Origin of the sequence: Curtobacterium sp. TC1 (genome assembly GCF_019844075.1) — a bacterium.
Lineage (GTDB): Bacteria > Actinomycetota > Actinomycetes > Actinomycetales > Microbacteriaceae > Curtobacterium.
Map to the genome: position 1 here is coordinate 3,149,963 of NZ_CP081964.1, position 19,624 is coordinate 3,169,586.

At 72.4% G+C, this 19,624-nt stretch carries 15 protein-coding genes; 6 read left to right on the forward strand and 9 right to left on the reverse strand.

The genetic code is table 11. From position 1 onward, the window contains the following. Positions 1-63 precede the first annotated feature (63 nt). From KZI27_RS16045 to KZI27_RS16055, 3 genes are all read left to right on the forward strand, one after another. Positions 64-1,221: a Gfo/Idh/MocA family protein gene (locus tag KZI27_RS16045; RefSeq protein ID WP_261783930.1), complete on the forward strand. Its 1,158-nt coding sequence runs from the start codon at positions 64-66 to the stop codon at positions 1,219-1,221. Further along, on the forward strand, positions 1,218-2,153 hold the full coding sequence (locus tag KZI27_RS16050; protein WP_222658395.1) for a sugar phosphate isomerase/epimerase family protein: 936 nt from the start codon (positions 1,218-1,220) through the stop codon (positions 2,151-2,153). Before KZI27_RS16045 ends, KZI27_RS16050 begins: the two co-directional genes overlap by 4 nt. A gap of 66 nt (positions 2,154-2,219) precedes the next feature. Continuing rightward, a complete protein-coding gene (locus tag KZI27_RS16055; RefSeq protein WP_222658396.1) occupies positions 2,220-4,562 on the forward strand; it encodes a bifunctional metallophosphatase/5'-nucleotidase in 2,343 nt (780 codons plus the stop codon). Positions 4,563-4,891: 329 nt separating this feature from the next. Here the strand turns inward: KZI27_RS16055 and efeB are convergent, their stop codons facing one another. The 3 genes from efeB to efeU are packed head-to-tail and all read right to left on the reverse strand — an operon-like array spanning position 4,892 to position 8,995. After that, the gene (gene efeB / locus KZI27_RS16060) at positions 4,892-6,193 is read right to left on the reverse strand and encodes an iron uptake transporter deferrochelatase/peroxidase subunit (protein WP_222658397.1); all 1,302 of its coding nucleotides are present in this window, start codon (positions 6,191-6,193) and stop codon (positions 4,892-4,894) included. Further along, the gene (efeO, locus tag KZI27_RS16065; protein ID WP_222658398.1) at positions 6,190-7,413 is read right to left on the reverse strand and encodes an iron uptake system protein EfeO; all 1,224 of its coding nucleotides are present in this window, start codon (positions 7,411-7,413) and stop codon (positions 6,190-6,192) included. The genes efeB and efeO overlap by 4 nt, the downstream gene beginning before the upstream one ends. After that, positions 7,400-8,995: an iron uptake transporter permease EfeU gene (gene efeU / locus KZI27_RS16070; RefSeq protein ID WP_222658399.1), complete on the reverse strand. Its 1,596-nt coding sequence runs from the start codon at positions 8,993-8,995 to the stop codon at positions 7,400-7,402. The genes efeO and efeU overlap by 14 nt, the downstream gene beginning before the upstream one ends. A 69-nt stretch (positions 8,996-9,064) precedes the next feature. Here efeU and KZI27_RS16075 point away from each other — a divergent pair, with 69 nt between their 5' ends. Both KZI27_RS16075 and KZI27_RS16080 read left to right on the forward strand, forming a co-directional pair. Continuing rightward, positions 9,065-9,850 (forward strand): trimeric intracellular cation channel family protein, encoded by a 786-nt coding sequence (locus tag KZI27_RS16075; protein WP_222658400.1) that lies wholly within the window; start codon positions 9,065-9,067, stop codon positions 9,848-9,850. Between the two features lie 231 nt (positions 9,851-10,081). Further along, positions 10,082-10,687 (forward strand): TetR/AcrR family transcriptional regulator, encoded by a 606-nt coding sequence (locus tag KZI27_RS16080; RefSeq protein WP_222658401.1) that lies wholly within the window; start codon positions 10,082-10,084, stop codon positions 10,685-10,687. Positions 10,688-10,950: 263 nt separating this feature from the next. Here KZI27_RS16080 and KZI27_RS16085 read toward each other — a convergent pair whose 3' ends face one another. From KZI27_RS16085 to KZI27_RS16105, 5 genes are all read right to left on the reverse strand, one after another. Continuing rightward, positions 10,951-13,296, reverse strand: a complete 2,346-nt coding sequence (locus KZI27_RS16085) for a transglutaminaseTgpA domain-containing protein (RefSeq protein WP_222658402.1) — start codon at positions 13,294-13,296, stop codon at positions 10,951-10,953. Beyond that, positions 13,293-14,624: a DUF58 domain-containing protein gene (locus KZI27_RS16090; RefSeq protein WP_222658403.1), complete on the reverse strand. Its 1,332-nt coding sequence runs from the start codon at positions 14,622-14,624 to the stop codon at positions 13,293-13,295. The genes KZI27_RS16085 and KZI27_RS16090 overlap by 4 nt, the downstream gene beginning before the upstream one ends. Beyond that, positions 14,624-15,616, reverse strand: coding sequence for an AAA family ATPase (locus KZI27_RS16095; RefSeq protein ID WP_261783931.1), 993 nt, complete (start codon positions 15,614-15,616; stop codon positions 14,624-14,626). Before KZI27_RS16095 ends, KZI27_RS16090 begins: the two co-directional genes overlap by 1 nt. A 71-nt stretch (positions 15,617-15,687) precedes the next feature. Next, positions 15,688-16,692 carry a sugar phosphate isomerase/epimerase family protein gene (locus KZI27_RS16100; protein ID WP_222658404.1) on the reverse strand — a complete coding sequence of 335 codons (1,005 nt, stop codon included), beginning with the start codon at positions 16,690-16,692 and terminating at the stop codon, positions 15,688-15,690. Continuing rightward, the gene (locus tag KZI27_RS16105; protein WP_222658405.1) at positions 16,689-17,909 is read right to left on the reverse strand and encodes a Gfo/Idh/MocA family protein; all 1,221 of its coding nucleotides are present in this window, start codon (positions 17,907-17,909) and stop codon (positions 16,689-16,691) included. Before KZI27_RS16105 ends, KZI27_RS16100 begins: the two co-directional genes overlap by 4 nt. Positions 17,910-18,006: 97 nt before the next feature. Between KZI27_RS16105 and KZI27_RS16110 the strand changes: the two genes are divergently transcribed. Further along, entirely contained in the window at positions 18,007-19,008 is a 1,002-nt protein-coding gene (locus KZI27_RS16110) for a LacI family DNA-binding transcriptional regulator (RefSeq protein ID WP_222658406.1), read from the forward strand. A 73-nt stretch (positions 19,009-19,081) separates the two neighbouring features. Here the strand turns inward: KZI27_RS16110 and KZI27_RS16115 are convergent, their stop codons facing one another. After that, positions 19,082-19,531 (reverse strand): MarR family winged helix-turn-helix transcriptional regulator, encoded by a 450-nt coding sequence (locus KZI27_RS16115; protein WP_222658407.1) that lies wholly within the window; start codon positions 19,529-19,531, stop codon positions 19,082-19,084. Positions 19,532-19,624: the final 93 nt, after the last annotated feature.

The window sequence follows — 19,624 nt, forward strand, 5'->3', positions numbered from 1 at the left end:
CTCATCGGCCCCGGTGGATGGCCGGGCCGCTACGGTGGTGTCAGTCCGGCGCGAGGGAGCACCATGAGCAGTGGGTACGAAGGACGACGCCTCCGCGTCGTCGTGGTCGGCACCGGCATGATCGCGGGGGTCCACGCCCGCGCGGCCCGGGCTGCGGGTGCCGAGGTGCTCGGGGTGCTCGGCCGGAACGCGTCACGCTCCGAGCAGGTCGCGGCGCAGCTCGACCTGCCGCGCGGGTACGCCTCGCTCGACGACGTGATCGCGGACGCCCCGGACGTCGTGCACATCTGCACGCCGAACGACCAGCACCACCCGCAGGCCATGGCGGTCATCGCCGCCGGCATCAACGTGGTGTGCGAGAAGCCCCTCGCGATCGACCCGGCGCAGGCCGCCGAACTCGTCGCGGCGGCTGCCGAGGCCGGCGTGGTCGCCACGGTGCCGTTCGTCTACCGCTACCACCCCATGGTCCGCGAGATCCGCGCGCGCATCGCCGACGGGGAACTCGGCCGGCTGCTCGCCGTGCACGGTCACTACCTGCAGGACTGGATGCTCGACGAGGACGCCTCGAGCTGGCGGGTCGACCCGACCTCGAGCGGATCGTCCCGCGCGTTCGCCGACATCGGCTCGCACTGGTGCGACCTGGTCGAGTTCGTCACCGGCGAGCGCTTCACCTCGGTGTCCGCGGCGACCGACATCGTGTACCCGACCCGGCCCGCGGCATCAGGCCCCTCGTTCTCCGGCTCACCGGATCCCGACCCGGTCGCCGATGCCGCCGAACGGGCCGAGGTCACCACCGAGGACACCGCGGTCGCGACGTTCCGCACCCGCACCGGTCGGATCGGCAACGTGGTGATCTCGCAGGTCGCCTCGGGCCGGAAGAACCGCCTGTGGTTCGAGGTCGACGGCACCCGCGGCAGTGCCGCCTTCGACCAGGAGCAGCCCGAGTCCGCGTGGTTCGGCAACGAGCGCGGTGCGCAGATCGTGGTGCGCGACCCGTCGCAGGGGTACCCGGACCAGCGGCGTCTGGCCATCGTGCCGTCCGGCCACCCGCAGGGGTACCTCGACGCGTTCGCCGCCTTCGTCGCCGACACCTACACCGCGGTCCGCACCGGTGTGGCACCGGACGGCCTGCCGACCTTCGCGGACGGCGCTCGCTCCGCCGACATCATCGACGCCGTGATCGGCAGCGCCGCCGAGACCACCTGGCGGGAGATCCGGTGAAGCTCGGCATGCTGACGGCCTGTCTGCCGGCCTGGCCCCTCGACCGCATCGCGGAGTTCGCCGCTGGACAGGGCTACGAGCGCCTCGAGGTCGGCGTGTGGCCGGGCACCGGTGGCCGTGACTTCGAGGCGGCGCACCTGCCGGTGGCGACGTTCACCGACGAGGACGCTGCGGCGACCCGAGACCTGCTCGAGCGCACCGGGCTCGAGATCTCGGCACTCGCGTACTACGAGAACAACCTGCACCACGACCTCGCCCGGCGCGAGGAGGTCCGCACCCACCTCATGCACGCGATCGACACCGCGCAGGTGCTCGGTGTGCCGTACGTGGGCACGTTCATCGGCCGCGACACCACGAAGTCGGTGCGCGAGAACATGGCCGAGGGCGACCGGGTGCTGCCCGAACTCGTCGACTACGCCGGCGAGCGGGGCGTACGGTTGATCATCGAGAACTGCGTCATGGAGGGCTGGCACCCCGACGGGTACCCCGGCAACATCGCGTACTCCCCCGAGCTCTGGGGCTGGGTCACCGGACTCGGCTTCGGGCTGAACTGGGACCCGTCGCACCTGACCTGGATCGGCATCGACCCGGTCGAGACGATCCTGCCGTTCGCCGAGCACATCGTGCACGCGCAGGCGAAGGACCTCGAGCTCTTCCCCGCGAAGCGCAACGAGTACGGCTTCTTCGGCAAGGTCGACAAGGGCGACGACCCGTGGGACATGGGGTGGTGGCGCTTCCGGGTGCCGGGCCGCGGGGTCGTGGACTGGCCACACGTCGTCGACCGTCTGTACGAGGCCGGCTTCGACGGCACCCTGTCCGTCGAGCACGAGGACCCGCTCTGGGGCGGCACGGACGAGAAGGTCCTCGAGGGGCTGCGCATCGCCCACCGCACGCTCCGCCCCCTCATCGCGCAGGAACCCCCGTCCATGTGAACGTCGTGTGACGACTTCGAGGTGACACTGGCGGGTCGGCTGTGCGTCCTCATAGGTTCTCCGACGATGAACCTCCACTCCTCTCCGCGCCGCCGACGGCGCATCGCCAGCGGCGCGGCCTTCGCCACCGCGGGTGTGCTCGTCGCACTGTCCGTCCCCTCCACCGCCGTCGCCGCCGAGGGCGACACGACGATCGACATCATCGACGTCAACGACTTCCACGGCCGCATCGAGTCCGAGGGCACCGCCGCCGACAAGGCCGCGGGCGCAGCGAAGCTCGCCGGCGTCGTGCAGTCGTACCGCGAGGCCAACCCGAACACGATCTTCGCCAGCGTCGGCGACAACGTCGGTGCCTCGACGTTCACCTCGCTGATCCAGCAGGACACCCCGACGATCGACGCACTCAACGCGATGGACCTCGACGTCAGCGCGATCGGCAACCACGAGCTCGACAAGGGCCAGGACGACCTGACCGGCCGCATCGAGGACCGGGCCGACTGGCCGTACGTCTCGGCGAACATCGTGGAGGAGGGCACGACCGACCCCGCGTTCGAGCCGTACTCCATCGTGGAGAGGGGCGGCGTGAAGGTCGGCTTCATCGGCGCGACCACCGAGGACCTCATCCCGGGGCTCGTCAGCCCCGGTGGAGTCGAGGGCCTCGCGATGGCGCCGATCGTCAGCCAGGTCAACAAGTACGCCGAGCAGCTCACGGACGGTGTCGACACCAACGGCGAGGCCGACGTGCTCGTCCTGCTCGTGCACGAGGGCGCGCCGACGAACGCGCTCGCCGACGCGACCGGCTCCGGCGTGTTCGGTGCGATCACCTCCGGCGTCTCGTCGAAGGTGTCGGCCATCGTGTCGGCGCACACCCACGCGACGTACAACCACTCGATCGCGGGTCCCGACGGCACGAAGCGTCCGGTGATCCAGACCGGTTCCTACGGCGTGAACTACGGACACCTGCAGCTCACGGTGGACGCCGACAAGCAGCTCACCGGCATCACGTCCGAGGTCGAGTCGGTCAACGGTTCGACCCGCGTGCCGGCCGATCCCACCTCCGTGAACGCGGTTGCCGACATCGTGACGGCTGCGAAGGCCGTCGCCGACGTCGAGGGCAGCAAGAAGCTCGGCGAGATCACCGGCGACCTGCGTCGTGCGGTGCAGTCGGACCGCACGACCGAGAACCGCGGTGGCGAATCCGTCCTGGGCAACTCCATCGCCGAGGTGCAGCGCTCCGCGACCGAGCGGAACGGCTCACAGGTCGCCTTCATGAACCCCGGTGGCCTGCGCACGGACATGCTCTACGCGTCGAGCGGCGCGGGCGACCCCGACGGCACGGTGACCTACAAGGAAGCCGCGCTCGTCCAGCCGTTCGCGAACACGCTGGTCACCGAGGACATGACCGGCCAGCAGATCAAGGACGCCCTCGAGCAGCAGTGGCAGCCGGACGGCCTGCCGCGTCCGTTCCTCAAGCTCGGCGTCTCGGACGGCTTCGCGTACACCTACGACCCCGCGAAGGAACGTGGCGAGCGCATCACCGGCATGACCCTCGACGGCGAGCCGATCGCCCTCGACGACACCCTCAAGGTGACGGTCAACTCGTTCCTGTCGACCGGTGGCGACAACTTCGCCGCCTTCGCGACCGGCACGAACACCGCCGACTCGGGCCAGGTCGACCTGCAGGCGCAGGTCGACTACTTCCTGGCCAACCCGACGGTCACGCCGCCGTCCGACCAGCGTGCCGTCGGCGCCACGGTCACGCCGACCCCCGAGGGTGGGTTCCGGCCCGGAGACGAGATCACGGTCGACCTGTCGTCGCTCGTGTTCAGCACCGACGACCCCGCCGCGGCCGGCACCGTGTCGGTCAGCGCCGGCGACGTCGAACTCGCCACCGCCGAGATCGACCCGACGATCACCGACACGAACGACGAGCAGGGTCGTGCGACGCTGACCTTCGCCGTGCCGACCGCCGAGTCGTCCGCGGACGCAGCGAGGGTCCGGACGGCTGCCCGTGCCGCCGCCACGACGGACGAGCCGCTCGTCGTCACCCTGCCGGGCGGCCAGACGATCACGCTCGCCGTGACCATCCCGCTCGCCGCGGCCGTCGACCCGACCGACCCGACCGAGCCCACGGACCCGACCGACCCCACGGAGCCGGCCGACCCGGGCGCGGGGAACGGCGACGGCCCGGGTGCCGGCAGCGCCCCCGGAGCGGGCACCGGGACCGGCACGGACCTGGCGGGCGACCCGTCCGACTCCACGAACGCCGGCGGTGACCTCGCCTACACGGGTGCGGACCTGACCGTGCCGGGGATCGCGGCGGGCCTGCTCCTCCTGGCGGGCACCACAGCGCTCGTCGCCGTGCACCGGAAGCGCGCACGGACCGACGCGAGCGTCCGGACGGACTGAGGCCGAGCCTCCAGTCCGACCCGAACGGGCCGTCCCACCACCGTGGGCCGGTCCGTTCCGGCGTTCCGGGAGGCACGGCCCGCGTCCGTCGCGCACCGCGCGCGGATCCGCTGCCGCGCTCCCTGTCCCATAGCAGCACCGGCACTGCGGATCCGGGGATCCGGGGAGTACTCTCGGCGCTGTCGCACCGCGACGCGTCGCGCCGGGTCGCCTCTCAGGTCGGCGGTGGTTCCGTTCGACGAGACTCCGCGACGCGGGCGCCCTCCGCCTCCAGGGAAACGGCGGAGGGTGCCCACCCTCCCGGCGACGTCAGCGCGCGCCGTGCACGCTCAGCGGAACAGCTGCTCGCCGATGTACGACCCCTTGCGCGGTGCCGGCGGGATCGCGAACACGGCGGACCCGATGTGCGAGATGTACTCGTTCAGTCGGTCCGAGGCGCCGAGCTTGCGCTGCAGCTGCGTGAAGTGCTCCGGGTCGTTCATGTACGCCAGGAACAGCAGCCCGGCGTCGAGCTGGCCGTACTCGTTGAGGCCGTCCGTGTAGTTGTACGGACGGCGCAGGATCTTCACCCCGCCGTTCGCTTCGTGGGCGGCCAGGGCGATGTGCGACGTCGCGTCGATCTTCGGGGCACCGTCGCGGTCGGCGGCAGCGAAGTCCGGCGTCGTGTGCTCGGTCCCACCGGACAGCGGTGCGCCCTCGATCTTGGTCCGGCCGAACACGCGCTGCTGGTCGCTCACGACGTCGGCGTCCCAGATCTCGATGTTCATCCGGATCTTCCGCACCACCTGGTACGTGCCACCGGTCATCCACGCCGCACCGTCGCCCGGTTCGTCGACCCAGACGAAGCGGTCGTGGTCCTCGTCCGTGGTGATGTTCCGGGTGCCGTCCTTGAAGCCCATCAGGTTGCGCGGCGTCGACTGGTGCGGGCCGGCCGACGCGCGGCCGAAGCCGAGCACCGTCCAGCGCACGGTCGCGGTACCGCGGGCCATCCGGGCCAAGTCGCGGACGGCGTGGTACGCCACCTGGGGGTCGTCGGCGCAGGCCTGCAACGACAGGTCGCCGCCGGTCAGTCCGGCCTGCAGGTTGTCGCTCGGCAAGCGTGGGACGTCGGCGAGCGCGGCCGGTCGCTTGTCGGCCAGCCCGAACCGCTCGTCGAAGACGCCGGGGCCGAGTCCGACGGTGACGGTCAGGGACGCCGGGCCGAGGTCGAGCGCCTCACCGGTGTCCGCGCCGACGCCGTCACCGTGGGCGGGCTCGACGCTGCCGACGGTCTTGCCGGCCTGCAGCTGGGCGATCGCCGCCGACCAGCGGGCGAGGAGCACCTGGAGTTCGGTCGTGACGCTCGTGGACAGGTCGAACGTCATGAACACGCAGTACCGCTGGGGCGCGGTCTGCACACCGCCCTGCGGCTGCCGTGCGGCGGTCGCGTAGAACGGGTGGCTCTGCGACAGGTCGATGGACTCGTCGCCGTTCGCGGCCGCCGTGAACGGGTTGACGCCCGTCGCGGCCGTCGCGCCGCCGATGCCGGCAGCGGCGCCTGCACCGGCTCCGGCCGCGGCGAGTCCCGCGCCGAACAGCCCGCGCCGGGAGACCCCGGTACGGGCTGCGCGGTCGTCGTCGGGGTGCGTCACGCCGTGGCGACCTTCTCGGCGAGGCGGGACAGCGGGTCCTGCAGCGCCTGGATCTGCTGCGAGACCGCGTTCGCGTCGGACTTCTTGGTCGCGGCGTCCCACGTGTCGAAGCCGCCGAGGTCGTCGGCGTTCCGGTAGCCGTCCATCAGCGTGTTCGTCGCGTCGAACTGCTTCGCGATCTGCTTCGTCAGCGTCGGGTCGAGCTTCGTCAGGCCCGGCTTGAGGTAGGCGAAGGCCTGGCGGGCGCCCTCGACGTTGGCGGCGAGGTCGACGAGGTCGATGTGGCTGTACGCCTCCTCCTCGCCGGTGACCTTGTTCGACTGGACCTCTTCGAGCAGGCCGGCCGCGCCGTTGGCCAGGTCCTCCGGCTTGTAGTCCAGGGTCGGGACGAGCTTCGCGAGCAGCTGGACGTTCTCGGTCAGGTCGGCGGCGGTCTTCTTCGTCGAGGCGGTGATCTCCCCCGCCTGGAACAGGTCCTTCTCGACGGCGTGGAACCCGCTCCAGCCGACGGCCGGGTCGAGGTTCGACGCGCGCATGTCGATCAGGTAGTCGAGGTTGCCGGCGTTGTCGGTCGCCTTGAAGCCCTTCTTCACGAAGCCGTCGACGTCGCTCTCGACGTGCTCGTAGAACGGGCGGGCGTTGGCGTAGTCGGTCTTCGCGGCGTCGAGGTCGCCCGCGTCGACGTCCTTCTGCAGGAGCTCGACCGCGGCGACCATGTCGGTGACCTGGCCGTCGACGTAGTCGGCGTAGCCCTTCGTGCCCTCGTCGAGCAGGGTGGCGGCGCTGCTGTTCGCGGTCGAGGCGACCTTGCCGGTGACGGTGAAGTCGGTGAGCTCGGTGTCGGCTCCGGGGCAGTACACCTGGTACGCCCCACCGGTCAGGGTCGCGGTGAACTGCACGGCGTCGAGCCCGGGTGCGAGGTTCTCCTTCTCGCCCAGGATCCGCTGGTCCTGCAGGAGTTCGACCTCGGTGATGGCGGTCGAGGACTCGTTCTCCACCGAGAACGTGACGGGGCCGGCCGGCACCTTCGTCTCGGAGACCTTGCACTGGTCCGAGCCGTCGTTCGTCAGGGTGATGGTGACGCGCGAGACCTTCGCGGCGTCGGAGGAGCTGTCGGAGGCACCGTCGGAGCTCGCGCAGCCGGTCAGCGCGAGGGCGGTGGCGACGCCGAGGGCGCCGAGGGTGATCAGGGGTCGAACGGGGGGCTTACCGAACGGCATAGTCGTTGCTCCTTGCAGGGTACCCGGCGGGTGGGCCGCGTGTCGGGACGGTTTCGGGGGTGGGGGTCACGGGTACCGTCCGACGACGGCGGTCACGGAGTGCGAGCAGCGCCTGGGCGGCGGCCGCGACGCCGAGGGCGATCGGCAGCCAGGCCTTCCAGAGCAGCAGCTCGGCGGCCCGCGTGTCCGCGGTCGCCACCGCAGTGGCGGACCGCTCGACGCGGGAGTCGGGGACGGACCACACGGAGCGGTCCAGGGTCGTGGTGCGCGCGGACGGGAGGCCCCCGTCGCTCAGCGTCAGCACCGTGCGTTCGTCGCGGGTGGCGTCCAGGACCCCACCACCGACCGTCCAGAGGGTCACGGTGTCGCGCACCGCCCACCGGGCGGTGAACGGACCGGGGTTCGTCGACGGCGAGACGCCGACCGGGATCCGGCCGAACAGGTCGACGAGGTCGTCGAGCGTCAGCGTCGCGGGGCGGTCCGCGGCGGTGGCCGACGTGCGGATCCGCCACCGGTCGGCGGCCACGCCCGCGCGGGTCACGCGGCGGTGGGCCGATGTCGGCAACGTCAGCCGCGCCTCCTGGCCGGTGGTGGTGCCGGCGACGCGGAGGACGCCGGACGCGCCGTGGACGTCCGCCGAGACGGACGTGGCGTCGCCGCTGACCGCAGCGGTGCGCGGCAGGTCGGCCCCGCCCGTCGGCACGGCGATCGCCAGTGCTGCGGCCGCGAGGGCGAGCGCGCCGGCGACGGCGGCGCGGGCCACGGGGACGCGTGCCGGTGACGGACGCCAGGCGCGTGGCCAGAGCGTCAACGCCAGGACGGGCACGACGTACAGGACCCAGCCGAGCACCTCGATGACCCGAGGGTCGGGCGGGATGCCGAGCACGCCCGTGACGAGCGCACCCTGCACCGAACCGTTCGGGGCGAGCCAGGACAGGTCGACGGTCCGCTGCTGCCCGATGACGATCCACCCGGCCTCGTGCGCGCGCCGGAGCACCGTCAGCACGAGCCCGCCGGCGACGAACACCAGGAAGACGCCGGTGCCGGTGAAGAACTTCGACAGGTTCAGCCGGACGCCGCCGGTGTAGATGCCGTACCCGACGGCGACGGCGCCGGCGATGCCGATGACGGCGCCGAGGGCGGCGAGGCCGGTGTCCGACGACGCCTGGAAGGTGGCGAGGAGGAAGACCGCGGTCTCGAAGCCCTCCTTGAGGACGGCGAGGAAGGCCATGCCGGCCAGTGCCCACGCGGTGCCGCGGCCGAGCGCCTCGGTCGCGCTCGCCTCGAGTTCCTTCGTGAGCGTGCGCGCGTGGGTGCGCATCCAGACGATCATGCCGGTGACGAAGACCACGGCGACGATGCCGATGACCGCCTCCATGCCCTCCTGCTGCGCTTGCGGCAGCGCCTGCTCGACGACCTGCAGGCCGAACCCGACGGCGATGCTGAGCACGACGGCGACCCCGACGCCGAACCACATGGGGGCGAGGGGGACACGGTTGCGACGCAGGAACGCGGCGATGATGCCGACGATGAGCGTCGCTTCGAGGCCTTCACGGAGGCCGATGACGAGGGTGGCGAGCATGACGTAGGTGAGGCTAACCTAACCGCCGTTCGGCCCGCCAGTCGTCCGGCGTGGGGTTTGATGGTTCTCATGAACCTGCTGTCCGTCGAGGGCCTGGCGTCGGTCACGAACGTGCTCGACCTCGCCGGGGTGTTCGCGTCCGCCCTGCTCGGCGGATCGATCGCCCGGGCGATGGACTTCGACCTGTTCGGTTTCCTGGTCGTCGGGTTCGTGTCGGGGCTGGGCGGCGGCATGCTGCGCGACACCCTGCTGCAGAACGGGCCGCCCGTCGCGCTCGTCGACCCGCTCTACGTGCCGGTCGCCCTGGCCGGGGCGCTCATCGCCTTCTTCGTGTCGTTCTCCGAGATCACCTGGGACCGGCTGTTCACCGTGCTCGACGCGGCCGTGATCGGCTTCTGGGCGGTGGTCGGGGTGCAGCGCACCTACGACGCCGGCCTCGAGTGGCCCGCCGCGATCATCATGGGGACGATCACCGCGGTCGGCGGCGGCGCCATGCGCGACCTGCTGCTGCGCCGGGTGCCCGCGGTGTTCGGCGGGAACGCGCTGTACGCCACCGTGGCCGTCGCGGCGTCGGTGGTGATGGTCGTCGCGTCTGCCCTCGGGTCGCCGTCGATCGGGATCGTGGCCGCGATCGCGCTGTCGCTCGGGCTGCGCTGGGGCGCGGTCCGCCGCGGCTGGGGACTGCCCAACGGCCGCGACTGGCAGCCGAAGTCGACGCTCGGCTCGCTGCTGCGGCGTGGGCGGAGCCTGCGACCGGACGCACTCCGGCTGCTCCGACGCCCCGGACGGCGCACGGGAGCGGGCAGTGTCCGCGAAGAACACGACACGGCAACGGATTCCTCGTTCGACGACTGAGGGGTGTCATCTGTCAGTGCTCCGGCGTAGCATCCCTACCGTCGGGTATCGACCCGGCTCATGTCGTCCGCACCGAACCGACGCGACCCGAACCCGGCGGTTCCGCGCAGACGTGGTGATGGGGGCTTCGCTGATGCCGCGCGGGTTCAGACGCGCGGCGCGGCAGGTCTCCCGCCCCCGACTCGAACGCTCCGCGCCCTCCGATGCCGGTGCCCCGCCCTTGCAGGAACGATGAACGACGACGTCTCCGACTCCCCCACGCCGCGGACACCACGCGCCGAGGTCCGAGAGCGCCTGCTCAGCGCCGGCGCTGCCGTCTTCGCCGAACAGGGGGTGCACGGTGCACGGCTCGACGACGTCGCCGCCCGTGCCGGGTTCAGCAAGGGCGCGGTCTACTCGAACTTCTCGTCGAAGGAGGACCTGCTCGCGCAGGTCATGCAGCGCGGGACGAACCTGGTGCTCGAGTCCTTGCGCGAACTCGTCCGCGCCGACATCGCGGCGACCGACATCGGCGACGTCGTCCGCGCGGCCTTCGGGCGGCACGATCAGCGCGCACAGTTCGCCCTGCTGTCGGAGTTCCGCGCCTACGCGATCCGGCACCCGGACTTCCTGCCGGAGTTCGTCCGGCAGCGACGGGTGCTGCAGGACGGGGTGCACGAGCTGGTACGGCTGTGGTTCGGGGCGCACCCGGAGGTCGACGCCGGCATGCCGCTCGACACCTTCGCCACCGTGCTGATCGGGGCGAACGTCGGCATCGTGTTCGACGGCCCCGCGCTGCCGGGCGTCGATCCCGGTGAGACCATCGCGGCTCTGGTCGAGGCGGTCGTCCGCCGCTGATCCTGCGGCGCACGGTGCAGCGGCGGCGATTCCGTGCGGTCGCGCACGGTGCGGCGGCAACGTGGTGCGGTCGCGCACGGTGCGGCGGCAACGTGGTGCGGTCGCGCACGGTGCGGCGGCAACGTGGTGCGGTCGCGCACGGTGCGGCGGCAGCGATTCCGTGCAGCGTCGACCGCTCGGTGCGCGGTTGTAGCGCGGCACAGAGCCGTCGACCTCGCACCAGCCGGCAACGCTCGCACGGTGCGACGAGCGGCCAGTCGGCGTCAGGCGGGGCGACGGGAGCGGCGACGGCCCTCGTGCGACCACGCCGACGACGGCAGCAGGCTCGGCGGCAGCAGGCGCGACCGCACCACCCGCCCACCGGACACCGCGGCGTCGAGGGCGTCCCGCGCCTGCCGGACGTGCCGCACCAGCGCGTCGCCGTCGACCGAGGCGACCCCGGCGCCCGCGAACCGTTCACGGTCGACCGCATCGACCACGGCGTCGAGGTGCGGGATCGCCGAGGCGGGCAGCACCGGACGGAGTCGCCCGAGGACGGCTCGGGCGGTCCGGGCCGCAGCCGCTGCGTCGCCCGGTGGTGCAAGTCCCGGGGCGTACCCGTGGTCGGCGACGTCGTCGAGGACCTCGCGCCAGGCGTTCACCGCCGGGGAGCGCCCGGCAGCGACGGCGGACAACCGCGATCGCCGCCGGAGCAGACGGACCAGACCGGGTGCGACGAGCAACGCGAGGACGAGTGCCGCGCCGAAGAGCAGGCCGGCCGGACCGCTGCCGCCCGCGGCCCCGGACGCACCGGGCAGCGCCGATGCCGAGGGGGTCGGCGTCGCGGAGGACTCGGCGGGAGCGGACTGCTCGGGCGCGGGGAGCGGGGACTCCGGGGTCGCCGGGGTCGGGGTCGCCGTCGGTTCCGTCGACGGCTGCGCTGCCGCGTCGGAGTCCGGCGTCGGCTCGAACGCGACCCACCCGGCGCCCTGGATGTACAGCTCGGGCCAGGAGTGCAGCTGCCGGTTCGACACCGCGTACTCACCGTCGGGCTGCGCCGACCCGGCCCGGTACCCCACTGCGATGCGGGACGGGATGCCGAGTGTGCGGGCCATCACGGCCATCGCCGACGAGAAGTGCACGCAGTACCCCTCGCGCACCCGCAGGAAGGTCGAGACGACGTCCATGCTGTCGCCGTCGTAGCCCTGCTCGACAGGGGCGGTCTCGGAGTAGGTGAACAGGTCGCTGCGGAACCACAGCTCGAGCGCGCGGGCCCGGGCGTAGTCGTCGGACGAGGCCCCGGCCACCCGTTCGGCCGTCGACGAGATGTTCCCGGGCAGGTCGTCCGGCAGGGTCAGGTCGGTCTGCAGCTGGTCGCCGCTCGGCTCACGGAACCCCCGGCCGTCGGCACGGGACAGGGCACCCGAGGCCGCGACGGCGTCGAGGTACGCGTTGGCGAAGGTCGAGGCGCCGTAGACCTCGTACGTGGCACCGCGTGGCGTGGCCGGACCGGTCGACCGCACGGTGCTCGAGGCACCCATCCAGCGCCACTGGGACAGGTCGAGGTTGGTGGACCGCGAATCGATCGACACCGCGCCGGACGGCACCGGCAGGTAGGTGCTGGACAACCCGGTGATCCGGACCGTGACGTCGCCGCGGGTCGCCAGCCGGGGGTTCACGCCCTCGGCCCACTGCTGCTGGTCGGCGGTGTCGGCATCGGCGGCGTTGGTGACCGTCGGTACCCAGTCCCCGGTACCGAACTCGTCGAGATCGGCGAGCTTGAGGTACTCGGGCTGACCGTCCGACGACCGGTAGCGGAGCACCTCGAGTTCGCTCGGCTGGCGCAGGTCGTTGCCGAGCTCGAGCAGGGTGCCGGGGCGACCGGGCTGGATCGGCGACTGGACGGCCCCGGTGACGCCGGACAGCCAGCTCGCGTTGAGCGGCACGATCGCGGGCAGGCCGATCGCCACGACGAGTCCGATCGCGCCGACGACCGCGGCCGGCACCGCACGTTGCACGGGCCGGACCGACAGCCACAGCAGGGCGAGGAAGGCGACCGCCGTGGTGACCACGAGGGCGGTGCCCGCCGGCTGTCCGGTGATGATGCCCGGGACGATGAGGATCACGAGCGCGGGCGCGGCCGCGAGCGACGGGATCCGGGCGATGGCGGCGAGGAAGAGCGAGACGCCCGCCACCCAGGCGATCGACACGGTCACGACCAGACGGATCGCGTCGGTCTGCGGCAAGGGAGCGGGGTTCAGGCGGATGGCGGCGAGCGTCTCGCCCAACGCCCCGTCGGCGTCCAACCAGCCGAGGGGTTGCACGTCGTTGACCAGGGCGGCGGCGCACGAGCACAGCACGAGGGTGGCGACGAGCGCGACGAACCGGATGCCCGGGGGTCGGCGGCGCACCGCGAGCATGACGGCCACGAGCACCGCGACGACCACGACGCCGGACACCCACCAGGCGGTGCCCTGCACGAGTGGACGGATCGCGAGCGCGGCGACGAGCACCGGGACGGGGGCGAGTGCGACGACCCAGGTGCTGGGGGTGTCGCGGGTGTCGTCGTCGCGGTCCAGGACCTCGCGCACGTCGACGGGTCGTCGCGACGGCGCCGCGGTGCCGCTCACCGGGCGACTCCGGCCGCGGTCGCCCCGACGACCGGCACCACCAGGGTGCGCCAGCCGCCGCGGTCGAGGATCCCCCGGACGACGGGGTCGGGCGGCACGATCGTCGCCATGATCCCGCGGCTCGATCCGCTCGTCGCCGCCACGAGTTCGGCCGCCTGCTCGGCGGTGCAGTTCCCGGTGACGACGGCGGTCATGCCGTGCACGTCCCGTCCGCGCACCTCGGGCAGGACCTCGGTCACCGGGCGGGCGTCGCTGCGGAGCCGGACGTCGGCGAGTCCGACGAGCACGTCAGTGAGGCCGCCGACGTCCCCGGCGTGGCGGGTGCTGCCCGACGGTCCGTCGCTGACGAGCACGACGCGCGACGTCCGGGCAGCGAGGGCGCGGGCCACACTGGCGGCGACGACGACCGCGTGTTCGAAGGCCTGGTCGCCGCCCAGGTCGGACAGCTCCGCCAGGTCCTCGCGCCCGAGGCCCTGGTACGACTCGCGCCGGACGTCGAGGGCGATGACGGCCTCGGGCGGTTGCGCCTGCGTGGTCTGCCGGACGTGCAGTTCGCCGCGACGAGCACTCTGCGCCCAGTGCACCCGACGGATCGGGTCGCCGGGACGGTACGGCCGGAGTTCGCTGTCGTCGGCGGACCCGCCCTGCCCCACCCGCCCTTCGTCGGCGGAGACGGCACCGGCCAGGGCGCCGGTGTCGATCGCGGTGAGGGGTGCGCTCGCGGGGACGACGACGACCTCTTCTGCCGGCACCACCGGGCGGTCGATGCGGAGCAGGCCGAAGGGGTCCTCGACGCGGATGGTGACCGGTCCGACCAGCGTGCGGCCGCGGTGCATGGCGAGCGCCTCGACGTCGAGCACCGCCGGCGGCAGCCCGGGTCCGACCTGGGCGTACGTCTCGGCCTCGGACACGCTCGCGAAGGCGTCCTCGAGCTGTTCGCGGACGAGCAGGGTCGATCGCGGACCGATCGGCAGGCTCGTGCTGCCGAGGGTGATGCGCTCGCGGTAGACCTCGCCGACCTGCACGATCGCGCGGGCCGTGCTCCGGCTGCCCCGGAGCGGCGCGGCGACCACGAACGCCATCACGATGCCGAGCACGACGAGCACGAGCAGCAGCAGACCGGCCGACACGGCGACGCTGGTGGTGCCCACGAGTCCGCCGCCGATCAGCCCGATGCCGATCGCGATGACGGTCCAGCCGCGCACGGTCGGGCGGGGGAACGGCGTCCGCCGGAGCAGCGACAGCCCGCGGCGGCCGAAGCGCCCGAGCGTCGAGCGCGCGGCACCGGTGCGCCGCAGCAGCGACGACGGTGCCGATCGGCCGGGCATCAGGAGCGGACGGGGGTCGCCGTGAACGGCACGGCGGTGTCGGAGACGATGCGGACGACGATCTCGCGCACGGTGTCCTCGCCCGTGCCACCGAGCCCGCGGGCCACCGGCACGAGCCGGTGTGCGAGCACGATCGGTGCCAGCGCGGCGACGTCGTCCGGGGTGACGAACGGCCGGCCGAGCAGCGCCGCGTGGGCACGAGCCGCCTGCGCCAGGTGCAGTGTCGCGCGGGGGCTGGCGCCGAGCACCAGGTCGGGGTGGGTGCGGGTGGAGCGGACGATCGCGATGACGTACGCCTCGACGTCGGGGGCGATGTGGACGTTCGCGACGGCCTCGATGATCGCACGCAGGGTGGTGACGTCGACGATCGGACGCAGGTGCGACAGCGGATCGCCACCGCCGCGGTTCGCCAGCATCTGCCGTTCGGCGTCGACGCTCGGGTACCCCATCGCGATGCGTGCCATGAAGCGGTCGCGCTGCGCCTCGGGCAACGGGTACGTGCCCTCCATGTCGATCGGGTTCTGCGTCGCCACGATCATGAACGGCCGGTCGAGCTGTCGGGTCACCCCGTCGACGGTCACCTGCGACTCGGCCATCGCCTCGAGCAGGGCGGACTGGGTCTTCGGGCTCGTGCGGTTGATCTCGTCGCCGATGACGACGTTCGCGAACACCGGCCCCGGTGAGAACCGGAACGTGCTCGAGGACTGGTCGAAGATGTTCACCCCGGTGACGTCCGACGGCAGCATGTCCGACGTGAACTGGATGCGGTTCACCGAGCCGCCCACCGAGGCGCCGAGCGCCTTCGCGAGGACTGTCTTGCCGACGCCGGGGACGTCCTCGACGAGCAGGTGCCCCTCGGCGAGCATCACGGTGAGCGCGGTGCGGATCGCCTCCGTCTTGCCGTCGATGACCGTCGACACGGACGCGACGATCGCGTCGCCGACCGCTCGGATGCGCTCGAGGGGGAAGGCGGGGTCGGTCGGCTCCGGCACGCAGGGCTCCTCGTCTCGGGACAGGTGTCGTGCATGCTACCTCGGTCCGGTGACAGCGCCCGGTGGGCGTGTCACCGATGCGCAGTGGACGCCGCGTCGGCTGCGCGCAGGACCTCCGCGGCGACCGCGACCCCTTCTTCGCGACCCAGCTCGGTGTCCTCGTGCTCGATGTTGACCCACATGTCCGGGTCCACTTCGCGCAGGGCCTCGAGGAACGCCGACCAGTACGCCTCGTCGTGGCCCTTGCCGAGGGCGACGAAGTCCCACGCGGACGGCTTCGGCCACTCGTTGGCCCACTCGTCGCCACCGAGGTTCGTGCGCGGCTCGTCCGGCGACAGCCGACGGAACGAGTTGTCGAGCACGCCGTTGATCGCCGCGTGCGGGTTGATCCGGACGTCCTTCGCGGCGGCGTGGAACACCAGGTCGCCGAGGTCGCGGACGACCGCCACCGGGTCCATCTGCTGCCAGAACAGGTGACTCGCGTCGAGTTCGACGCCGACGTTCGTCAGGCCGCCGCGCTGCACGAGCTCGCGGATCGTCGCCGGGTTGAACACCACGTTCTGCGGGTGCAGCTCGAGCGCGACCTTCACGCCGTGCTCGCGGGCCAGGGCGTCGATCTCCTGCCAGAACGGCACCGCGATGCTCCACTGGTACTCGATGACGTCGAGCGCGGCGGAGTTCCAGGCGTTCACGATCCAGTTCGGCCGGGTGCCGCCGGGCTCGCCCGCCGGCAGCCCCGACATCGTGACGACGCGGTCCTGGCCGAGGCGGGCAGCGAGCCGGATGCTGCGCCGGACGTCCTCCGCGTGCTGCGGCCCGATCGCGGGGTCCGGGTGCAGCGGGTTGCCGTTGCAGTTCAGGCCGGCGATCGAGACCCCGGTGCCCTCGAACCGGGCGAGGAAGGCGTCACGTGCTGCGTCGTCCTCGAGGATCGCGTCGATGTCCGGCACGTGCACCGGCGGCAGGAAGCCGCCGGTGTTCAGCTCGATGCCGGTCAGGCCGTTGCCCGCGATGGCCGTCAGGGCGTCGGCGAGCGGCCGGTCGTGGAAGATCGCGTTGTACAGCCCGAGCTTCATGCGTGTGCTCCTTCGGTGGTGCGGACGGGCGGCACGTCGAGGGAGGCCCCACCGGCTGCGGCGGACCGTGCCACCGCGTCGAGGATCTCCATGTTGTGCACGCCGTCGTCGAACGTGGCGTTCGCCGGCAGCGGGTCGGCGACGCCGGCGACCTCGTCGAGGAACGCGCGGGCCTGGTACTCGAACATCTGGTTCTGTCCCCAACCGACTCCGGGTGCGTCCATCGCCATGCCGCCGGCGACGTAGGGGTGGTCCGGGCCGAGGACGACCTGGCGGTACCCGCCGAGGCGGGAGCCGTCGGACTGCAGGGCGAGCCCGATCTCGGAGGCACGCTCCTGGTCCCACCGGGCAGCACCGTTCTCGCAGAAGACCTCGACGACCAGACCGTTCGGGTGTGCCGTGGCGACCCGCGACACCTCGAGCGAGCCCACCACGGAGCCGTCACCGAAGCGCGCGTTGCAGGTGGCGTAGTCGTCGTTCTCGACGTCCGCGAACTCCCCCGTCAACGGGACGGCCTGGCCGCGCAGGGCGAACCCGGCGGCGATCGGGCGCTTCGTGATGGCGGTCGTGAACATGCCGCCGTTGACGCTCTGCACTTCGCCAGCCAGGAACTCGGCCACGTACGCCAGGTGCGAGCCGACGTCGGCGAGGGCGCCGGTGCCGGGAGCACCCGCGAAGCGCCACGAGAAGGGCACGTCGGGCGAGGAACCGTAGTCGGTCCAGTAGCGACCGGAGACGTGCAGGACGCGACCCAGCGTGCCGTCCTCGACGAGCTGCTTGATCGCGGCGAGGCCGGGAGCGCGGCGGTAGGTGAAGCCGACACGGGCGACGAGCCCGCGCTGCGATGCCTCGGCGGCCGCGGTGGCCATCGCCCGTGCGTCCTCGAGCGAGTCCGACAGCGGCTTCTCGCACAGGACGTGCTTGCCGGCGGCCAGCAGGCCCTCGACGATCTCGCGGTGCAGCGTGTTCGCGACCACGACGCTCACGACGTCGATGTCGTCGGCCTCGGCGATGGCTCGCCAGTCCGTGTCGTGCCGTGCGTAGCCGAACCGCTGCGCGGCCTCGGCCGCGAGGGGCTCGTAGACGTCGCCGACCGACACGAGCCGCACGGGCGGCAGCGTCGGGGCGAAGAGTGAGGGGGCGTTCCGCCATGCGGCCATGTGGGCCTTGCCCGCCATGCCCGCCCCGATGACGGCGACGCCGATGCTGTCGCTCATGGTTCTCTCCTTCGAGAAGTACGGTGCGATTCTGGAACGTTCCAGAACGCGTCGGTAGACTGTAGCCCGACCACCCCATGTCCTGTCAAGGAGCCGCGTGTCACGACCCCCGACGATCATCGACGTCGCGACCCGTGCCGGCGTCTCGAAGTCGCTCGTCTCGATGGTGCTCCGCGACGACCCCGGGGTCTCCGACGCACGCCGCTCGGCCGTGCTCGCAGCGGCCGCCGAACTCGGCTACCGCCCCAACCGCGCCGCCGCGATCCTCGCCGGCACCCGGACCCGCACCATCGGGGTCATCGTCGACGACTTCCGCAACCCCTGGTTCGTCCCCCTGCTCGACGGCATCCGCGACGCGCTCGCACCGCACGGCCTGCGACTCACCCTGGCGGACACCCGCGCGAACGCCCACCTCGACTCCTCGCCGTTCGACGACCTCGTCTCCCTGCGGGTCGACGGCGTCGTGCTCGCTGCCGAGGGCTTCCCCGACCTCGTCGTCCCGGCCGACACCCCCGTCGTCGTCGCCGGTGCACGAGCCGACGTGCCCGGCGGACTCGACGTCGTCGCCTCGGACGAGGCCGCCGGCGGCCGGTTGGCAGCGGATCACCTGATCGGACTCGGTCACCGCCGCATCGTCCACGTCACCGGCTCGGGAGGCCCGGCTGCGGTCCGCCGCGAGGGCACCGTCGCGCAGCTGGTCGCGTCCGGCATCGAGCCACTGGTGTACGGCGACGGTCCGACTTCCGAGACGACCGGCTACGAGGGCACCCGCCGCGCCCTGCAGGAGCACCCGGACCTCACCGCGGTGTTCGCCGCGAACGACGTCATGGCGATGGGCGCGATCGCTGCCGTCCACGAAGCCGGACTCCGGGTACCCGAGGACGTCTCGGTGGTGGGCAACGACGAGACCCCGCTCGCCGCCTCACCCCTGCTCCGACTGACCACGGTCGACCCGCACAACGACGAGGTCGGCCGGCTCGCGGCCGCGCGGTTGATCGACCGCATCGGCTCGCCGGCGCCGGGGTCGGCGGAGCCGATCCGGACGCTCGTGCCGCCGACGCTCGTCGTGCGGTCGACGACGGAGCCGCCGCGGGCCTGAGACGCGACCACCCACCGACCCCGGCACGCGAGGCGGCGGCGCTCCGAGCCTCCCGGTCGACGGGTCAGACGGGTCAGACGGTGGCACCCTCGAGCCGGTCGACCGCGACGGCGAGCTCCTCGAGCTCCGGCACCTCGCGCGCTTCGGCGAGCGCCCCTTCGAGCGCCGCGGCGTGGATCGGTGTCGCGCGCTCGAGCAGCACCTGACCCGCGTGAGTGAGCTCCGTGTACATCCCCCGGCGGTCATCGGCGCAGAGGACGCGGGTCAGCAAGGCACGCTCCTCGAGCCGGTTGACCAGGCGGGTGGTCGCACTCGGGCTGAGGGCAGCGGCGCGGGCGAGCTGCTGCATGCGCATGTGGAAGCCGTCCTGTCGGCGCAGCGCGTCGAGGACGGTGAACTCGACGACGGACAGGTCGACGTCCCGCAGCGCGCGCTCGAGCCGCGCCTCGATCAGACCGTGCAGCGCCGCCAGGGTGCGCCAGCCGTGGGCGCGGACGGCGGTGGAGGTGTCGTCGACGGACATCGGGCTCCTTCTGGTCGGCTGCGCGATCGGTGCCGCGGTCGTTGCGGGCGCGTGCAGTTGCTTGCGCCGATAGTCCGCGTGTGCAACTATCGA